The following is a 16,775-nucleotide window of genomic DNA, read 5'->3' on the forward strand; positions in this document are numbered from 1 at the left end:
CCCCCGAGTGCGGGAACCTGGGAGGTGCGGAACGGCGACGCGCCGGGGTGACAACACCCCTGCGTACGGCGAGAATGTCCGCGCACCGAACAGCCTAAGAGTGGACGTTAACCAGTGACGACCCCTGTGACACCCACGATCGACCAGCGCATCGCCGAGGAGCTCGGCGTCCGAGCGCACCAGGTCAGTGCCGCCGTCGAGCTGCTCGACGGCGGATCGACCGTGCCCTTCATCGCCCGCTACCGCAAGGAGGTGACCGGGGCACTGGACGACGCCCAACTGCGCGCGCTCGAAGAACGCCTACGCTACCTGCGCGAACTGGACGAACGACGCGGCGCGATCCTGGAGTCGATCCGTTCCCAGGGCAAGTTGGACGACGAGCTGGAGGCCCGGATCAACGAGGCCGACTCCAAGGCCCGTCTGGAGGACATCTACCTCCCCTACAAGCCCAAGCGCCGCACCAAGGCCCAGATCGCCCGCGAGGCCGGCCTCGAACCCCTGGCCGACGGCCTGTTCGACGACCCCGGACAGGACCCGCAGGAGGTCGCCGCCGCCTACGTCGACGCCGGCAAGGGCGTCGCCGACACCAAGGCCGCCCTGGACGGTGCCCGCGCCATCCTGGTCGAACGCTTCGCCGAGGACGCCGACCTCACCGGCCGTCTGCGCGAACGCCTGTGGGAGAAGGGCCGTCTCGGCTCGACCGTCCGTGAGGGCAAGGAGGAGGCCGGCGCCAAGTTCGCCGACTACTTCGACTTCTCCGAACCCCTCACCGCCCTGCCCTCGCACCGGGTCCTGGCTATGTACCGGGGTGAGAAGGAGGAGATCCTCACCCTCGCCCTGGAGCCGGAGGAGACCCCCGAACCCGGCCCCGACGGCACCGTGCCGCGCAGCGGCTTCGAGAACGCCATCGCCTCCCACTTCGGCATCGTCGACCGCGGCCGCCCCGCCGACCGCTGGCTCCAGGACACCGTCCGCTGGGCCTGGCGCACCCGCATCCTGGTCCGCCTCGACATCGACGTGCGCATGCGCCTGTGGCAGCAGGCCGAGGACGACGGCGTCAACGTCTTCGCCGCCAACCTGCGCGACCTGCTCCTGGCCGCGCCCGCCGGCAGCCGCGCCACCCTGGGTCTGGACCCCGGCCTGCGCACCGGTGTGAAGGTCGCCGTCACCGACCCCACCGGCAAGGTCGTGGCCACCGACACCGTCTTCCCGCACGCCCCGCGCCGGGACTGGGACGGCTCCATCGACCGGCTCGCCAGGCTGTGCGCCGCCCACTCCGTCGAACTGGTCGCCATCGGCAACGGCACCGCCTCCCGCGAGACCGACAAGCTGGCGGGCGACCTGATCAAGCGCCACCCGGAACTGAAGCTCACCAAGGTGATGGTCTCCGAGGCCGGCGCCTCGGTGTACTCGGCCTCCGCCTACGCCTCGGAGGAACTGCCCGACCTGGACGTGTCCCTGCGCGGTGCGGCCTCCATCGCCCGTCGCCTCCAGGACCCGCTCGCCGAGCTGGTCAAGATCGACCCCAAGTCGATCGGCGTCGGCCAGTACCAGCACGACCTGGCCGAGGCCAAGCTCTCCCGCTCCCTGGACGCGGTGGTCGAGGACTGTGTGAACGGTGTGGGCGTGGACGTCAACACCGCCTCGGTCCCCCTCCTGACCCGGGTCTCCGGCGTGACCTCCTCCCTGGCCCGCAACATCGTCGCCCACCGCGACGCCAACGGCCCCTTCCGCACCCGTGAGGCGCTGCGATCGGTGCCACGGCTGGGCCCCAAGGCCTTCGAACAGTGCGCGGGCTTTCTCCGCGTCCCGGGCGGAGACGACCCGTTGGACTCCTCGGCCGTCCACCCCGAGGCCTACCCCGTGGTCCGACGCATCCTCGACACCGTCGGCACCGACCTGCCCTCCCTGATCGGCGATAAGAAGGCCCTGGCGGGCATCCGCCCCCAGGACTTCGTCGACGACCGCTTCGGACTGCCGACCGTCACCGACATCCTCGGCGAGCTCGACAAGCCCGGCCGCGACCCCCGCCCGGCCTTCACCACCGCCACCTTCAAGGAGGGCGTGGAGAAGCTGGACGACCTGGAACAGGGCATGATCCTGGAGGGCGTGGTCACCAACGTGGCCGCCTTCGGCGCCTTCGTGGACGTGGGCGTGCACCAGGACGGCCTCGTCCACGTGTCGGCCCTCTCCCACAAGTTCGTGGAGGACCCGCGCGAGATCGTCAAGCCCGGCGACATCGTCAAGGTCAAGGTCCAGGACGTGGACATCCCGCGCAAGCGCATCTCGCTGACCATGCGTCTGGACGACGAGGCCCCCAAGCGGGGCGAAGGTCGCGGCGAGCGCGGCGACCGGAACAACGGACGCGGCGGTGAGCGCCGTCGCGACAAGGGCGGCAACGGACGCGGCGGGGACAACCGCGGCGGCGGACGTCGCGGCGGACGCGGCGACGCCCCGGCCCCCTCGGGTGCCATGGCCGACGCGCTGCGCCGCGCCGGCCTGAGCCGCTGACCGACCCCTCGAACCTCGGGCGGCGGGGTGCGCACCCCGCCGCCCGAGGTGCGTCCTGCCTCTCCCCGGTGCGGCGTCCACACACGTCGGAGCCGCTCTCGCTAGCGTGAGCGCCGTGAGCGGACCCGCCGTCCGCTCGACCGAGCACGGGGGACCCATGGGCGAGACGACCGAGACCGACACCGGCGGCGGAACCACCGAGGAGAGCGACGGCGGCCACGTATGGTCCGCCGGCATCACGGCCGCGGGCGCCGCCCTCATGTTCATCCTGCTGCGCCTCATGGCGGTCACCCACTACGACTGGCCGACCGCGTTCGGGCTGGCCGACGCGATCGACTTCGGCGACGCCATCACCATCGTCGTGGGCACCTTCCTCGGCGCGGAGCTGTTCACCCTGTGGCTGTTGGCCTTCTTCCTACCGCTGAGCGCGGCCGGACACCTGCGCCACTTCCGTCAGGGACGACGTTCCCCCGGATCGCTTCTCGTCGTCCTGGCCCTGACGGTCGTCTTCGCGGCGGCCGTGCTCTCCTTCTCCGCCTGGCCCGCCCTGGTCGCGGCCCTGGTCTGGCTCGCGTTCCTGGTCGCCGTCGACCTGCGGGAGGGCCCCGTCCGCGTCTTCGTCCACCGCCTCCTCGCCCGGATCGGGATCCTCGCCATGGGCGCGGTCATGCTCGGCGCCGCCCTCGTGGACGAGGTGTGGGTACCCGAGGAGCGCATCGAGATGGGCGACGAGGTGCTCCACGCCTACGTCGTCCAGAACGGAAGCCAGTTCCTCACCGTGCTCACCGCCGACACCCGGGAGAAACGGATCCTGCTCTCCTCGAAGGTCACCTCGCGCACCGAGGCCTGATCTTCCCGGAGAGCCCGGTTCAGTCGGTGCGACGGGAGTTGACCCGATCCGCCAGGACCTGCAACAACCCCTCCGCCAGGGGGATCCGGCGCAGGTCGTCCGGGCCCGGCAGGGGCAACCGCTCCCGGTCCCCCAGCTCACGGACCTCACCGTGCAACCGCTCCATGGTCTCGTCCAGGCGGTGGGCCGTCTCCGCCGCCTCCCGCAGTTCGTCCAGCAGGTCCTGAGGCACCGCCTTGGCGTACTTGTAGTAGATCTTGTGCTCCAGGCTGGCCCAGAAGTCCATCGCGATCGTGCGGATCTGGATCTCCACCGGGACCTCCACGCTCCGATCCGACATCCGCACGGTGGTGGACACCAGCAGGTGCAGGCTCCGATAGCCGTTGGGCTTGGGCGCGCGGATGTAGTCCTTCTCCTCCGTCACCCGGATGTCCTCGTGCCCGGCGAGCATGTCGCGTATGGCGTAGGTGTCGGAGACGAAACTGCACGTCACCCTGATCCCCGCGATGTCGAGTATCGACTCGGCGATGCTCTCCAGGTCCAGCGGCACACCGCGTCGACGGGCCTTCTCCAGAATGCTCGCCGGGGTCTTGAGGCGGGATCCGACGTGTTCGATCGGGTTGTGGTCGTGCGTGTAGCGGAACTCCTCGTTGAGGATGTTCACCTTCGCCATCACCGTGTCGATGGCGAACTTGTACGCCATGAGGAAACGCGCGACGTCGTCACGTGTCTCCAGCAACACCTCGGAAACGTCGTCCACCACAGCAGTTCCCCCGCACCACCGGCCCCACGGCCGGACGTCGTCCACCCTCGCGAGGCGCGGACCACGGGACCGCGCCGGAAAGATCCCGCCCCTCCCGGGCCCATCGCCGCACAGGAGGACCGCGAGGTCACTTTCGAGGTTACCGAAGTCCAGGGGGGCTTCGAAGACGGGAGCCGGGCCCGAAGAAGCCCGATCGAGCCCCTCACCACCAGTGTGAACACCCTCGAGAACCCCGCCAGGAACCGGGCACGCGCTTCGGGCGTCGAACGCGGAAGATAGGTTTCACCAGGATTCTCCCGAATCCTCCGCCTGCCCACGCCGACCCCGCCGCCTCTCCCGGGCGGCGGCGCAGGAAAGGCCCCCATATGCACGCACCCCTGTTCACGGCCCCCGTGCTCCTCATCGAGCAGCCCCGGCATCTGTACGCCACCGAAGGGCACTACGAGGTCCTCGATGAATCCGGGCGGCCACTGGCCTACGTGAACGAGCACATGAACGCCCGGTCCCACCGGCGGGGACCGCACCGCCCCCACCGCTTCACCGTCTACGACACCGGTGGACACCCCCTGCTCACCCTGGACAAGCCCTGGGACCGGGGCCGCCCCCACATCCAGGTGACCGGGCCGCACGGGGAACCCTACGGAGGCATCGTCCAGGATCGGGCCTTCGCGGGTTCCCGATTCCGGCTCTGCGACCCGCGCGGCCACACGATCGCCGAGATCCGCGGCGACTGGAAGGGCTGGGACTTCACCCTCCTGGACCGGGCCGGGATCGAGATCGCCCGGGTGGGCAAGGAGCACCCCGGACTGCTCGGCGGTTTCTTCACCACCGAGGACCGTTACGCGCTGGAGTTCGCCTACGACCTGCCCTGGCCGCTACGTCGACTGGTGCTCGCCGCCGCCCTCACCATCGACGTGCTGCTCCACGAGCGCGAACCGGAGTTCTACCACTCCCACTACGCCGACTTCCGGCGCTACCCCGAGTACGGTTACCGGCCTCGTCATCACTGGCACCACCCCAGGCGCGGCTACATGGTGTCCCATCGCCGCCGTCCTCCCCTGCTCGTCCACCACACCTTCCAACCGGTCCGACGGAGGGGGTACGTCCCCGTCCGCGAACGTGCGGTCGAGCCGCGAGGGGGCTACCGCACCTTCTCCTCCCGGTCGGAGGCCCCGTCACGTTCCGCCGGAGCGGGCCGTGCGGCGACACCGCGCGTCGACCGTCGAGGTGGGGGCGGTTTCGCGTCGCGTTCGGAGGCCGCACCCCGCCGTTCGAGCGGTTTCGCGTCGCGTTCGGAGGCGGCCGCCGCTCCCCGTCGTGACCGTACGAGCGGTGCCTCACGTTCCGAGAGTCCGGCGTCGGGGGCCGCCGCCCGCCGGGAGCGGCAGCGTCGTAGCGGCGCGGCGCGGCAGAGCGCCACCGGTAAGAGGGCGGGGGCCGGCAGGCAGGGCGCGGCGGCCAAGAGCGCCGGTTCTCCGCGCCGTGGAGGCTCCTCGAGTCGGGTGGGCGGCCTGTTCGGCGGGGGTTCGTCGGGTTCGCGCTCCTCGTCGGGTTCGAGTGCGCGTTCGTCCTCCTCCCGTGGGGGCGCGTCCCGTTCCTCCTTCTCCAAGGCGGCTTCGAAGCGGTCGGGCGGGTTCTCCTCCCGTTCGTCCGGCGGCCGTTCCTCCGGAGGCGCCTCGCGGAGTTCGCGTTCCTCCGGTCGTTCCTCGGGTGGCGGCCGCTCCTCGGGGGGTCGTTCCTCCGGTGGTTCCTCGCGTCGTAACCGCTGACGCTCCCACGGGTGCCCGGTCGACGGCCGGGCACCCATGGTCGACGGCCGGCCGAAGGTCCTCGGAAATCGTGGTTTTCTCCCGAAGGCCACCTTGACGACGTAGATTACATATCGGACATAAGGTGCAAGGCTCCGACGCGACCTCGAAGGTCAGGAACGGGCCTCGCGCACCGCCTCCCGCACCGCCGGGGCGACCTCCTCGGCGAACAGCTCCACCTGCCGGGCCGACTCCCCCGCGGGACCGAGGACGAACGTGTCCATCCCGGACTCCAGGACGAACCCGGTGATCCGCTCCACCCAGGCGGACACGGGACCGCTCATCGGCTCGCCCTCCGTACCGGATCCGCCGATCGTGCCCCACAGGTTGTAGACACGACGGATCGAGGCGGGATCGCGACCCGCCTCGGCGGCCCCCTCGTCGATCCTCCGGTGCATCTCGGGCAGACGTTCCGGACCCGCGTACGCGTGCGAGGGCACCCAGCCGTCGGCCACCCTCCCGACCTCCTTGAGGAGACGGGGACCCAGCACCCCCAGCCAGATCCCCATGTCGTGGACGGGCGTCGGGCCGGGCTTGACCCCGGCCAGTCGGTAGTACTCGCCCTCGAAGCGCACCGAACGTCGATCGGACCACAACAGGCGGATCACCTCGATCGCCTCCAGCAGGGCGTCGGCCGCCTCGCGCGGAGCCCGCCGAGGGCCGCCCATCGCCTCGATCGCCTCCCAGAACCCTCCCGCTCCCAGCCCCAGCTCGAAGCGCCCGCCGGACAGCACGTCCAGGCTCGCCGCGTTCTTCGCGATGAGGGCGGGCGGTCGCAGGGGCAGGTTGGCCACGTCGGGGAAGACCCGTAGCCGCTCGGTACGGGCCAGCACGGTGGCCATCAGCGCCCAGGTGTCCAGGTGTCGGCGCTGATAGGGATGGTCCTGGATGCCGACGAAGTCGAGGCCGCCGCGCTCGGCGGCGTCGACGACGGCCCAGGTCCGCTCCAGGGCCGAGGCCTCCGGCGTGGGGAAGACCCCGAAGCCGATCTCACGTCCGTAGTCGATGCCCATCGTCATACCTCCCGGTTCCGAAGGTCCTTCCCCGACCGCGCGGGCCCCAAGCCGTCCTCACTCTCCGGAGGAGCGGTAGACCAGATCGACGTAGTCGCGGTGACGGCCGATCCAGTCCCTGACGAAGGGGCACATCGGCAGGATGGAGAGCCCTCGCGCGCGTACGTCGTCCAGCGCTTCACGGACCAGGGTGCCGCCCAGGCCCTTCCCCTCGAAGGCGGGATCGATCTCGGTGTGGGTGAAGGTGAGCATGTCGCCGGTCGGGATGTACTCGGCGAACCCGGCGAGCTCCCCGTCGGAGGTGATCTCGTAACGCCGACGGTCCGGTACGTCGGTGACCTCTGTCGCCATGGCGGCCCTTCTCTCGTCACGCGCGGAGGCCTCCGCGCAGAGCCATTGTCCCCGCCCGAGGCACCGCCTCCCCCTTGCGGCACGCGTCCGGTGGGCATAGGGTCTCCCTGACATACCGACCGGTCGGTTTAAGGAGTACGCATGTCCTCGCGGTTCGGCGGACGCACCGCCATCATCACCGGCGCCAGTCGCGGCATCGGTCTGGCCATCGCCCGGCGCCTCGTCTCCGAGGGGGCCCGTGTCTGCGTGACCGCGCGCGGCCCCGAATCCCTGGAGAAGGCGGTCGAGGCCCTGGGCGGTCCCGAGCACGCCATCGGCGTCCCCGGCCGCGCCGACGACACCGAGCACCAGGACACCGCGATCGCCGCCACCCTGGAGGCCTTCGGCGGTGTCGACCTGTTCGTCAACAACACCGGCATCAACCCGGTCTACGGCCGCATGGTCGACCTCGACCTGAACGCCGCGCGCAAGATCTTCGAGGTCAACGCCCTCTCCGCGATCTCCTGGGTGCAGAAGGTCCACCGGGCCTGGATGGCCGAACACGGGGGCGCCATCCTCAACGTCTCCTCCATCGCCGGGGTCAAGCCCGCCCCCGGGATCGGGTTCTACGGGGCCACCAAGGCCATGCTCACCCACATCACCGAGGAGCTCGCCGTCGAACTCGGCCCGGACATCCGGGTGAACGGCGTCGCCCCGGCCGTGGTCAAGACGCGTTTCGCCGAGGCGCTGTACGAGGGCCGGGAGGAGAAGGTCGCCGCCCGGTACCCCCTGGGCCGGCTGGGCGCCCCCGAGGACGTCGCGGGCGCCGCCGCCTTCCTCCTGTCCGACGACGCCTCCTGGATCACCGGACGCACCCTCGTCCTCGACGGCGGAGTGACCCTCACCGGGGGCATGTGAGCCCCGCCCCTCCCCCACCGGAAGGGCATCACCCCACGACCACGCCCGGATGGAGCGCGCACCGACGCCCCTCCCGGACTCCCACGAACGAGGAGAGCACATGAGCGAGGAGACCCCCGGCCTGGACACCGAACGGCTGCGCGCCCACCTGGACCGCGCGGCCCCCGGTCTGGTCTCGGGGCCGCTCACCGCCCGGATGATCACCGGCGGCAAGTCCAACCTGACCTACGTGGTCACCGACGGCGACGGATCCTGGGTGGTGCGCCGGCCTCCGCTGGGACACGTCCTGGCCACGGCGCACGACATGTCCCGCGAGTACCGGGTGATGACCGCCCTGGCCCCCACCGACGTCCCGGTACCGCGCACCCACCTCCTGTGCGAGGACACCGAGGTGCTGGGCGCCCCCTTCTACGTCATGGAACACGTGGCGGGGACGCCCTTCCGCACCCTCGACGAGATCGCCCCGCTGGGGGCCGACGGGGTCCGCGCGGTCGCCGAACACCTGATCACCACCCTGGGAGACCTGCACGCCGTCGACCCGGAGGAGGTCGGGCTGGGCGACTTCGGTCGCCCCGAGGGTTTCCTGGAACGTCAGGTGCGGCGCTGGAGCCGACAGTTGGAGGCCTCCCGCAGCCGTGAGCTGCCCGGCATCGACGAACTGCGCGACCGGCTGGCGACCGGCCTTCCCGAGCAGTCGGCGCCCGCCATCGTGCACGGCGACTACCGGCTGGACAACGTGCTGATCACCGAGGACGGACGGCCGTCCGCGGTCCTCGACTGGGAGATGGCCACCCTGGGCGATCCGCTCGTGGACCTGGGGCTGATGCTCGTCTATCGGGAGCAGCCGGTCACCGGAGGTCGGGCGGCCGCCACCTCCGCCGAGGGGTTCCCCGCCTCGTCCGAGCTGGTCCGTATGTACGCCGACGCCACCGGTCGCGACGTCTCCCGCCTGGGCTGGTACGTGGCCTTCGGCTGCTTCAAACTCGCGGTGATCGCCGAGGGCATCCATCTGCGGCACACACAAGGACTGACCGTCGGCCAGGGGTTCGACGGGATCGGCGACGTCGTCGCCCCACTGGTGGCACGCGCGCACAGGGTACTGGAGGAGGACTAGGCATGGACTTCGCCCACGACGCCGAGACCGAGGAGCTGCGACGGCGGCTCCTGGAGTTCATGGACGAGCACGTCCACCCCGCCGAGGAGGTGTTCCGCGCCCAGCTCGCCGAACGCGAGGACCGTTGGTCCGCCCCGCCCATCGTGAAGGAGCTCCAGGCCGAGGCCCGCGAGCGGGGGCTGTGGAACCTCTTCCTGGCCGGACATCCCGAACACGGAGGACTGCCCAACCTGCGCTACGCGCCCCTGGCGGAGATCACAGGGCGCAGCCCCGCTCTGGCCCCCGTGGCCCTCAACTGCGCGGCCCCCGACACCGGCAACATGGAGGTGCTGACGATGTTCGGCACCCCCGAACAGCGACGGCGATGGCTCGAGCCTCTCCTGGACGGGCGGATCCGCTCGGCCTTCGCCATGACCGAACCCGACGTCGCCTCCTCCGACGCCACCAACATCACCACCCGGATCGTCCGCGAGGGCGACGAGTACGTGATCGACGGCCGAAAGTGGTTCATCACCGGGGCCCTGGATCCGGCGTGCGAGATCCTCATCGTGATGGGCAAGACCGATCCCGAGGCCGACCGCCACCGGCAGCAGAGCATGGTGCTGGTACCGCGCGACACCCCGGGGCTGACCATCGAACGCGGGATGACCGTGTTCGGTTACGACGACGGCGACCACGGCGGGCACGCGGAGATCCGGTTCGAGAACGTGCGTGTGCCGGTCGAGAACCTCGTCGGCGGCGAGGGCGAGGGGTTCGCGATCGCCCAGGCCCGTCTGGGGCCGGGCCGTATCCACCACTGCATGCGTTCCATCGGCATGGCCGAGCGGGCCCTCGAACTGACCTGCCGGCGGGTGCTGGAGCGGGAGGCGTTCGGACGTCCGTTGGCGGCGCAGGGCGTGGTCCGCGAGTGGATCGCCGAAGCCCGGGTCCGGATCGAGCAGCTACGGCTCCTGGTCCTCAAGACCGCCTACCTCATGGACACGGTCGGCAACAAGGGGGCCCATACCGAGATCCAGGCGATCAAGATCGCCACCCCGCGCACGGTGGAGTGGATCCTGGACAAGTGCGTCCAGGCGCACGGGGCCGCCGGCCTGAGCCAGGACCTGCCGTTGGCCGCCTGGCAGGCGGGGGTGCGTTCGCTGCGCCTGGCGGACGGACCCGACGAGGTGCACCTTCGCTCACTGGCCCGGGCGGAGCTGCGCAAGTACGCGTGAGGTTCCGGGGGCGGGGGTGCGTTCGGCCCTCCGCCCCGGACCGGCCGGCCTCCGGTCAGGGGCGCAGACCGGCCAACAGCAGATCGGCGAAGTGGCGACCCACGTCCCGGCCCGTGAGCGGTCCGTCGTGGCGATACCAGGTGCTCAGGTGGTGCACCGAGCCGAAGAAGTAGTCCACGACCAGGTCGGCGGGCACGTCGTCCCGGAAGACGCCCTCGGCCCGGCCCCGTTCGATCATGGCGCGGAAGAGCTCGTGGTACTCCCGGCGTTCGGCGCGCACGCCGCGCTGCTTCTCCGGAGGGAGCTGGTGCATCGATCGGAAGAAGATCGTGCTGTCGTCGAGGTTGTCCACGCTGGTGACGATGACGTCGACGGCGGCCGCGTGCACCAGGTCGGCGACCGGTTCGTCGCGCGAGGCGATCTCACGGAGGTGTTCGGTCTGCATCCGCAGCACGCGGGCGTAGATCTCGTAGAGCAGATCGTCCTTGGAGCCGAAGTAGTGGTACATGGCGCCCTTGGTGACGCCGGCGGCGGAGACGACCTCCTGGACCGAGGTGCTCTCGTACCCCCGCTCGGCGAACAGGCGGGTGGCGGCGCTCAAGAGCCGTTCGGGCACCGAACCGTTCGGGGACCCCGTTCTGTCGGCCCCTCTCCCCTTCTCCACGCTCACCCCCGTGTCCCGCCCCCCGGCGGTGGTCGACCATCGACCGGGACAGCATACCGACCGGATGGTACCCGGCACGCGTACGCGGCGGCGGGAGCCTCGGCCGGCCGTCCGGCCCGCGGTGTCAGCTCGACCGGGCCGTCTCGACCCCGGGACGCTCCGCGGCCTTCCGGGCGACCGCGCGTTCGTGCGGGACGACCAGCGGGGTGCCGGTGCGGGGGTCGGGGATCACGTCGCAGTCCAGGCCGAACACCGCGCGCACCCGGTCGGCGGTGACCACCTCCTCGGGCGGCCCGTCGGCGACCACCGCTCCCCCGCGCATCATCACCAGACGGGTCGCGAACCGCGCCGCCTGCGCCAGGTCGTGCAGGACCGCGACGACCGTGCGTCCTTCCCGGTGCAGTTCGGCGAAGAGTTCCAGGAGGTCGTACTGGTGGGCGATGTCCAGGAAGGTGGTGGGCTCGTCCAGGAGCAGGAGGGGGCTGTCCTGGGCGAGCACCATCGCCACCCACGCGCGTTGGCGCTGTCCTCCGGAGAGCGATCCGACGTGCGTCTCGGCCAGGTCCGACAGACCGGTCAGCTCCAGGGCGCGGGCGATGGCCTCCTCGTCCTCGGGGCTCCACTGGCGCAGCAGGGTGTGGTGGGGGAAGCGTCCCCGCGCGGCCAACGCCCGGACCGTGATGCCCTCGGGGGCCAGCGGGTTCTGCGGGAGCAGCGCCAGCCGTCGGGCGACCGCCTTGGGACGTTGGGAGCGCACGTCCGTCCCGTGCAGCAGCACCCGTCCGCGGACCGGCCTGTTCACCCGCCCCAGGGCCTTGAGGAGGGTGGACTTTCCGCAGCCGTTGGGGCCGACGATCACGGTGAAGCCGCCCTCGTCGATCTCCAGGTCCAGGTCGCGGACGATCGGATCGCCCCCGTATCCCAGGGTGAGCCCCTCTGCCGCCAGTACCGGTGCGGTGGTCCCGCGCACGTCCTCGACGCTCACAGACTTCCCTTTCGCCATTCGCGGATCAGCAGATATCCCAGGTACACGCCGCCCAGGGCCAGGGTGAAGATCCCCACCGGCAGCCGTTCGCCGATGGGCGACTGTTGCACGGCCAGGTCGGCGCAGACCAACAACAGGGCCCCCACCAGGCCGGAGAGCACCAGGTTCGGCCCCTGTGCGGCGCTCAGCCGACGGGCGATCTGGGGCGCGGTCAGGGAGATGAAGGCGATCGGTCCGGCCACGCTCACGGCGGCGGCCGACAGCACCACGGAGAGGACGACCGCGCCGGTACGCGTGGTGGTGGCGCGGGTGCCCAGGGCCTCGGCGAGCTCGTCGCCCATCTCGTTGACGGTGATCGGCCCGGCCAGGGCGAGGACGAACGGTACCGCCAGGAGGACGACGAGCCAGATGGTGGCGGCGTGCTCCCAGGAGCGCGCGCCCAGGCTGCCGTTGATATAGGCCGACAGGACCCCGGCCTGGTCGCGGGCCATCACCGAGACCACGAAGTGGGTGAAGGCCTGGGCCATGGCGGCCACCCCGATCCCTGCGACGATGAGTCGCCCGGGGTGGCGCAGGCCGGTCCCGGTCACCAGAGCGACCACGACGATCGCCAGGGTCGCGCCGGCCAACGCGCCCAGGGGCACGGGGACGACGCCCGGCAGCATGAGGGCGGCCACCGCCGCGCCCGCCCCGGCTCCGGCCCCCAGGCCGATCACGTCGGGGCTGCCCAAGGGGTTGCGGGTGACCGATTGGAAGAGCGCCCCGGCCAGGCCCAGGGCGACCCCCGTCCCGGCCGCGACGGCCAGTCGAGGGCCGCGCAGGCGTTCGAGGACGAACAGGTGGGTGGTCTCGCCCTCGCCGAACAGCGCGGCGGGAAGCCGGGTGAGGGGGATCCCGAGGCGGCCCAGGCTCAGGGTTGCCGCGGCGGCCACGAGCAGGACCGCCAGAAGGAGGGCGGACGTCACGAGCGATCGGGTGTGGACGGGCAGCGCGACGTGTCGCCCCAGGCGCAGGATCCGGCCGGTGGGACGTTCGTCCGGGCCGGGTGGCGCGACGTCGGGGCGCGGCCCCGTCGGGATCGTGCGGCTCACGTGTTCCCCTTCGTCCTGCGCAGTACGTACAACAGCACCGGGGCGCCGACGAAGGCGGTGACCACCCCGACCATGAGTTCCGTGGGGCGCACGATGGTGCGGCCCACGACGTCGGCGACCAGGAGCAGCGTCGGGCCCACCAGGACCGCGAAGGGCACCTGGAGACGGAAGTCCACCCCCACCAGGGCGCGCACCACGTGGGGTACGGCCAGACCGACGAAGGCGATGGGTCCGGCCAGCGCCGTGGCCCCCGAGGCCAGCAGGACCCCGGCGACCAGTCCGCCCCCGCGCGTGAGCGTGACGTCGGCCCCGGTGGCCACGGCCGCCTCCTCGCCCAGGGCCAGCGCGTTCAGCCCGCCCATGACGGCCAGGGCGATGAGGAGGCCGGGGACGATCACCGGCAGCACCGCGACGACGACCTCGGTGCCGCGCCCGGCCAGCGAGCCCACCACCCAGTAGCGGTAGCTGTCGAAGACGTCGGGCAGGCTCAGCGCCACCGCCTGCACATAGGCGGTGAGCACGGCCGAGACGACCGCTCCGGCCAGGAGCAGACGGACCATGCCGCCGTCGCCGCCCCGGGTGCCCACCGTGTAGGCGGCCAGCCCGGCCAGGAGGGCCCCGGGCAGAGCCCACCAGACCGTGCCGGTGACCGAGGTCGGGCCGAGGACGGCGGTGGCGGTGACCACCGCGGCGGCCGCGCCGGCGTTCACCCCGAGCAGGCCCGGGTCGGCCAGCGGGTTACGGGTGATGCCCTGCATGAGGGTTCCGGCCAGGGCCAGGGCCGCCCCGGCCACCATCCCCGCGAGGGTCCGGGGGATCCGGCTCTCCACCACGGTGACGGTGTAGGGGTCGGCCCCGCCGGCGAAGACCTTCCAGACCTCCGCGGGCGGGGTGGGCCTGCTGCCGGCGACCAGGCTGAGGAGGACCGCCCCCGCCAGGGCCGCGGTGGCCGCGACGAACATGAGCGCGGTGCGGGTCGGGGCGATCCGGCGCGGGCGTGTCCTGAGATTCACCGAGGACACGTTCAGTCGTCGAGACGGGCGGCGGCCTCCTCGATGAGAGGCACGTAGCGGTCGATGACCCAGGGGACGGTGAGCGGGTTGATCAGCGAGGAGGCCGTGACGAAGGAGTTGTCCTCGGCCGCGACCACGGCGCCCCGCTCGATCGCGGGGATGGCCGCGTACAGGTCCTGGGCCTCGATCTCGGCCCGGGTCTCGGGGTCGGTGTAGAAGGTGAAGATCAGGTCGCTGTCGGAGAGGTCGGCGGCGTTCTCCAGCCCGATGAGGGCGGAGTCGGTGCCCTCGGTCTCGGGGAAGGTCTCCACGGCCGGGTCGACCTCCAGGCCGAGGCCGCGGACCATGGCCACGCGCTGTTCGTCGGGGAGGAAGACGCCGAGCGTTCCGGGACCGTCGGTGTAGATGTAGGAGAAGGTCAGGTCGGCGAACTCGGGGTTGTCCTCGGCGGCCTGTTCGAAGCGGTCCTCGATCTCGGTGATGAGGACCTCGGCCTCCTCCGACTGGCCGAGCGCCTCGCCGATCGTCCGGATCTGCTGGTCCCAGTCGGTGCTCCAGGGCAGGTCGGGGTAGGCGACCGTGGGGGCGATGTCGGACAGGACGTCGTACTGCTCCTGGGTGATCCCGGACCAGGGGGCGAGGATGACGTCGGGGGCGAGTTCGATGACGGCCTCGAAGTCGATGTCGTCGGCGCCGGTGAACTGTTCGGGGAGTTCCTCGCCGGCCTCGGTGACGGCCTCGTGGATCCAGGGGAGGTAGCCGGTGTCGTCGCTGCCCCACTCGTAGCTCTCGATGCCGACCGGCACGGTGCCCAGCGCGATGGCGGTCTCGGCCGACCCCTGTCCGAGAGTGACGACCCGCTCGGGCCGCTCGGGGATCTCGGCGGTGCCCAGGGCGCTCTCGATCTCGACGGGGAAGGTACCGTCGGCGGAGGCGGGGGCCCGGTCGTCGTCGCTCTCGGGTCCGCAGGCGGCGAGGCCGAGGGCCAGGGCCGCGGTGAGTCCGAGGCCGCCGACGCGGCGCAGGGTGGGGTTCATGCTCACTGCTCTCTTCGTCATGGGGACGGGTCGCACCATGACCGGTGGACCGTTGCCGCGTAGGGGGGACACCCATGTTCGGGCAGCACTGAAAGACGCACATATCGTGCTGAACCCGACAGGAATGTAGGTTAGTCTAACCTAACCCCAAGAGATTTCAATATCCTCCCCCGGACAGAACGAGGCCCCCTGCCCTCCCTCGAAGGACCCCTCGCACGAGGACGGGGCCGGCACGACCCCACCGCACCGGCCCCGTGTCCCTCCGCGCCCGACCTCAGGGACGGCGGCCGGTGAGCACGCCGCTCGTCCTCTCCAGAAGGTCGATGTGCCGACGGGTGACCAGGGCCCCCGAACGTTCCGGCCCCAGGGCCCGCGCCGGGGGCAGCTCCAGCAGGAACTCCGCACCCGACGCCGCCGCGCGCGTCACCCGGCCTCGACGGTCACGCTCGTACCGGCGCAGCGCCTCGGCCGGATCGTCCCCGGCCCCGGCCGCGCCGAGGACCTCGGTGAGCGCCCAGGCGTCCTCCAACGCCTGATCCGGACCGGGCGAGTCCGCAGAGGAGAAGGGGTGCGCCGCGTCGCCCAGGAGGGTGGCCCCGCCCTTCCCCCACACCTTCGGCACCCGTTGCCGCACGTACTCGAACAGCGCCGGCTCGACGCCGTCGCCCTGGTCCAGGACCGCGCGCGTCCACGGGTCGTCCCAGTCGGCGAACAGCCTGCGCAGCACGCCCATCGGAGAACGGGGCGCCCGGAGCCCGGGACGCCAGCGCACGTCGAACCACCATCGGACCAGACCGTCCCCGGCCGGCATGATCCCGCACTCGCCCTGACGCCCCCGGACCACGGCGGCGACCGTCCCCGACGCCATCTCGCCGGGTACGGCGGTCAGCCCGTGCCAGCCGGCCCGACCGGTCGGACGGGAGGGGTCTCCGTCCCACAGGTCGCGCCGGGCCGCCGAGCGCACACCGTCGGCCCCGACCACGACGTCGCCGGTGGCGGCGCTGCCATCCCCGAACAGGGCGCTCACCGTACCGTCGGGGTTCTCCCGCACCCGCGTGCAGATCCGACCGGAGCGCACGGTGCCCTCGGGAAGACCGTCGGCGATCGTCTCCAACAGGTCCCGGCGGGGCATCGCGCGCCACGCGTGCCCGAAACGCGCGCCGATCGCGTCCGTGTCGAGCGTGTGCCGCACCCGCCCGGAGGGGTCCCTGACCTCGATCCCGTCCAGGCGACGGCCGAGGCCGGACACGTCCACTCCCAGGGCGTCCAGGGCCGCGACTCCGTTCGGCCGCAACCCGATCCCGACCTCGACGGCCGGCGGTCCGCCCTCGCGTTCGTGGACCTCCACCTCGTGCCCGGCCCCGACCAGCCCTCGGGCCAGGGCGAGACCGCCCACCCCCGCTCCGACGATGACGACCCTCATGACGGTTCCCTCCACGTTCGTCCTGATACCGACACCGTACT

At 71.6% G+C, this 16,775-nt stretch carries 15 protein-coding genes; 6 read left to right on the plus strand and 9 right to left on the minus strand.

All coding sequences use genetic code 11. The features are described 5' to 3' along the window. Window positions 1-126: 126 nt before the first annotated feature. The gene (locus D451_RS0117250; RefSeq protein WP_026125145.1) at window positions 127-2,511 is read left to right on the plus strand and encodes a Tex family protein; all 2,385 of its coding nucleotides are present in this window, start codon (window positions 127-129) and stop codon (window positions 2,509-2,511) included. A gap of 115 nt (window positions 2,512-2,626) precedes the next feature. Then, on the plus strand, window positions 2,627-3,361 hold the full coding sequence (locus D451_RS0117255; RefSeq protein WP_234305840.1) for a hypothetical protein: 735 nt from the start codon (window positions 2,627-2,629) through the stop codon (window positions 3,359-3,361). 19 nt (window positions 3,362-3,380) lie between these two features. Here the strand turns inward: D451_RS0117255 and D451_RS0117260 are convergent, their stop codons facing one another. Next, on the minus strand, window positions 3,381-4,064 hold the full coding sequence (locus D451_RS0117260) for a GTP pyrophosphokinase (protein ID WP_081536586.1): 684 nt from the start codon (window positions 4,062-4,064) through the stop codon (window positions 3,381-3,383). A 425-nt stretch (window positions 4,065-4,489) separates the two neighbouring features. Here D451_RS0117260 and D451_RS0117265 point away from each other — a divergent pair, with 425 nt between their 5' ends. Continuing rightward, window positions 4,490-5,893 carry an LURP-one-related/scramblase family protein gene (locus D451_RS0117265; protein WP_017535368.1) on the plus strand — a complete coding sequence of 468 codons (1,404 nt, stop codon included), beginning with the start codon at window positions 4,490-4,492 and terminating at the stop codon, window positions 5,891-5,893. A gap of 152 nt (window positions 5,894-6,045) precedes the next feature. Here the strand turns inward: D451_RS0117265 and D451_RS0117270 are convergent, their stop codons facing one another. Beyond that, window positions 6,046-6,945 (minus strand): LLM class flavin-dependent oxidoreductase, encoded by a 900-nt coding sequence (locus D451_RS0117270; protein ID WP_152472909.1) that lies wholly within the window; start codon window positions 6,943-6,945, stop codon window positions 6,046-6,048. A gap of 57 nt (window positions 6,946-7,002) precedes the next feature. Then, window positions 7,003-7,296, minus strand: a complete 294-nt coding sequence (locus D451_RS0117275) for a GNAT family N-acetyltransferase (RefSeq protein WP_014911861.1) — start codon at window positions 7,294-7,296, stop codon at window positions 7,003-7,005. Window positions 7,297-7,437: 141 nt separating this feature from the next. Between D451_RS0117275 and D451_RS0117280 the strand changes: the two genes are divergently transcribed. The 3 genes from D451_RS0117280 (at window position 7,438) to D451_RS0117290 (ending at window position 10,521) form a co-directional block, all read left to right on the plus strand. Next, window positions 7,438-8,193, plus strand: a complete 756-nt coding sequence (locus tag D451_RS0117280) for an SDR family oxidoreductase (RefSeq protein ID WP_014908622.1) — start codon at window positions 7,438-7,440, stop codon at window positions 8,191-8,193. A gap of 100 nt (window positions 8,194-8,293) precedes the next feature. Continuing rightward, window positions 8,294-9,307 (plus strand): phosphotransferase family protein, encoded by a 1,014-nt coding sequence (locus D451_RS0117285; RefSeq protein ID WP_017535370.1) that lies wholly within the window; start codon window positions 8,294-8,296, stop codon window positions 9,305-9,307. A 2-nt stretch (window positions 9,308-9,309) separates the two neighbouring features. Next, complete coding sequence (locus D451_RS0117290) at window positions 9,310-10,521, plus strand: acyl-CoA dehydrogenase family protein (RefSeq protein WP_017535371.1); 1,212 nt, start codon at window positions 9,310-9,312, stop codon at window positions 10,519-10,521. Between the two features lie 55 nt (window positions 10,522-10,576). Here the strand turns inward: D451_RS0117290 and D451_RS0117295 are convergent, their stop codons facing one another. From D451_RS0117295 to D451_RS0117320, 6 genes are all read right to left on the minus strand, one after another. Continuing rightward, a complete protein-coding gene (locus tag D451_RS0117295; RefSeq protein WP_014913263.1) occupies window positions 10,577-11,137 on the minus strand; it encodes a TetR/AcrR family transcriptional regulator in 561 nt (186 codons plus the stop codon). A 172-nt stretch (window positions 11,138-11,309) separates the two neighbouring features. Further along, window positions 11,310-12,188 (minus strand): ABC transporter ATP-binding protein, encoded by an 879-nt coding sequence (locus D451_RS0117300; RefSeq protein ID WP_051067473.1) that lies wholly within the window; start codon window positions 12,186-12,188, stop codon window positions 11,310-11,312. Next, window positions 12,167-13,261 carry a FecCD family ABC transporter permease gene (locus D451_RS0117305; protein ID WP_014910462.1) on the minus strand — a complete coding sequence of 365 codons (1,095 nt, stop codon included), beginning with the start codon at window positions 13,259-13,261 and terminating at the stop codon, window positions 12,167-12,169. The genes D451_RS0117300 and D451_RS0117305 overlap by 22 nt, the downstream gene beginning before the upstream one ends. After that, complete coding sequence (locus D451_RS0117310) at window positions 13,258-14,223, minus strand: FecCD family ABC transporter permease (protein WP_187294612.1); 966 nt, start codon at window positions 14,221-14,223, stop codon at window positions 13,258-13,260. Before D451_RS0117310 ends, D451_RS0117305 begins: the two co-directional genes overlap by 4 nt. Before the next feature lie 62 nt (window positions 14,224-14,285). Beyond that, window positions 14,286-15,311, minus strand: coding sequence for an iron-siderophore ABC transporter substrate-binding protein (locus tag D451_RS0117315; protein WP_014908721.1), 1,026 nt, complete (start codon window positions 15,309-15,311; stop codon window positions 14,286-14,288). A 274-nt stretch (window positions 15,312-15,585) separates the two neighbouring features. Continuing rightward, window positions 15,586-16,734: an FAD-dependent monooxygenase gene (locus tag D451_RS0117320; protein WP_026125149.1), complete on the minus strand. Its 1,149-nt coding sequence runs from the start codon at window positions 16,732-16,734 to the stop codon at window positions 15,586-15,588. Window positions 16,735-16,775: the final 41 nt, after the last annotated feature.

The sequence above is a fragment of the Nocardiopsis alba DSM 43377 genome (assembly GCF_000341225.1).
GTDB classification, from domain to species: Bacteria; Actinomycetota; Actinomycetes; order Streptosporangiales; family Streptosporangiaceae; genus Nocardiopsis; species Nocardiopsis alba.

Bases quoted from the DNA above. Each gene is read 5' to 3' on its own strand.
- D451_RS0117290 (WP_017535371.1), top strand. From the start codon at position 9,310: ATGGACTTCGCCCACGACGCCGAGACCGAGGAGCTGCGACGGCGGCTC.
- D451_RS0117315 (WP_014908721.1), bottom strand. From the start codon at position 15,311: ATGAACCCCACCCTGCGCCGCGTCGGCGGCCTCGGACTCACCGCGGCC.
- D451_RS0117260 (WP_081536586.1), bottom strand. From the start codon at position 4,064: ATGGCGTACAAGTTCGCCATCGACACGGTGATGGCGAAGGTGAACATC.
- D451_RS0117280 (WP_014908622.1), top strand. From the start codon at position 7,438: ATGTCCTCGCGGTTCGGCGGACGCACCGCCATCATCACCGGCGCCAGT.
- D451_RS0117270 (WP_152472909.1), bottom strand. From the start codon at position 6,945: ATGGGCATCGACTACGGACGTGAGATCGGCTTCGGGGTCTTCCCCACG.
- D451_RS0117300 (WP_051067473.1), bottom strand. From the start codon at position 12,188: ATGGCGAAAGGGAAGTCTGTGAGCGTCGAGGACGTGCGCGGGACCACC.
- D451_RS0117285 (WP_017535370.1), top strand. From the start codon at position 8,294: ATGAGCGAGGAGACCCCCGGCCTGGACACCGAACGGCTGCGCGCCCAC.
- D451_RS0117320 (WP_026125149.1), bottom strand. From the start codon at position 16,734: ATGAGGGTCGTCATCGTCGGAGCGGGGGTGGGCGGTCTCGCCCTGGCC.
- D451_RS0117310 (WP_187294612.1), bottom strand. From the start codon at position 14,223: ATGTTCGTCGCGGCCACCGCGGCCCTGGCGGGGGCGGTCCTCCTCAGC.
- D451_RS0117275 (WP_014911861.1), bottom strand. From the start codon at position 7,296: ATGGCGACAGAGGTCACCGACGTACCGGACCGTCGGCGTTACGAGATC.
- D451_RS0117265 (WP_017535368.1), top strand. From the start codon at position 4,490: ATGCACGCACCCCTGTTCACGGCCCCCGTGCTCCTCATCGAGCAGCCC.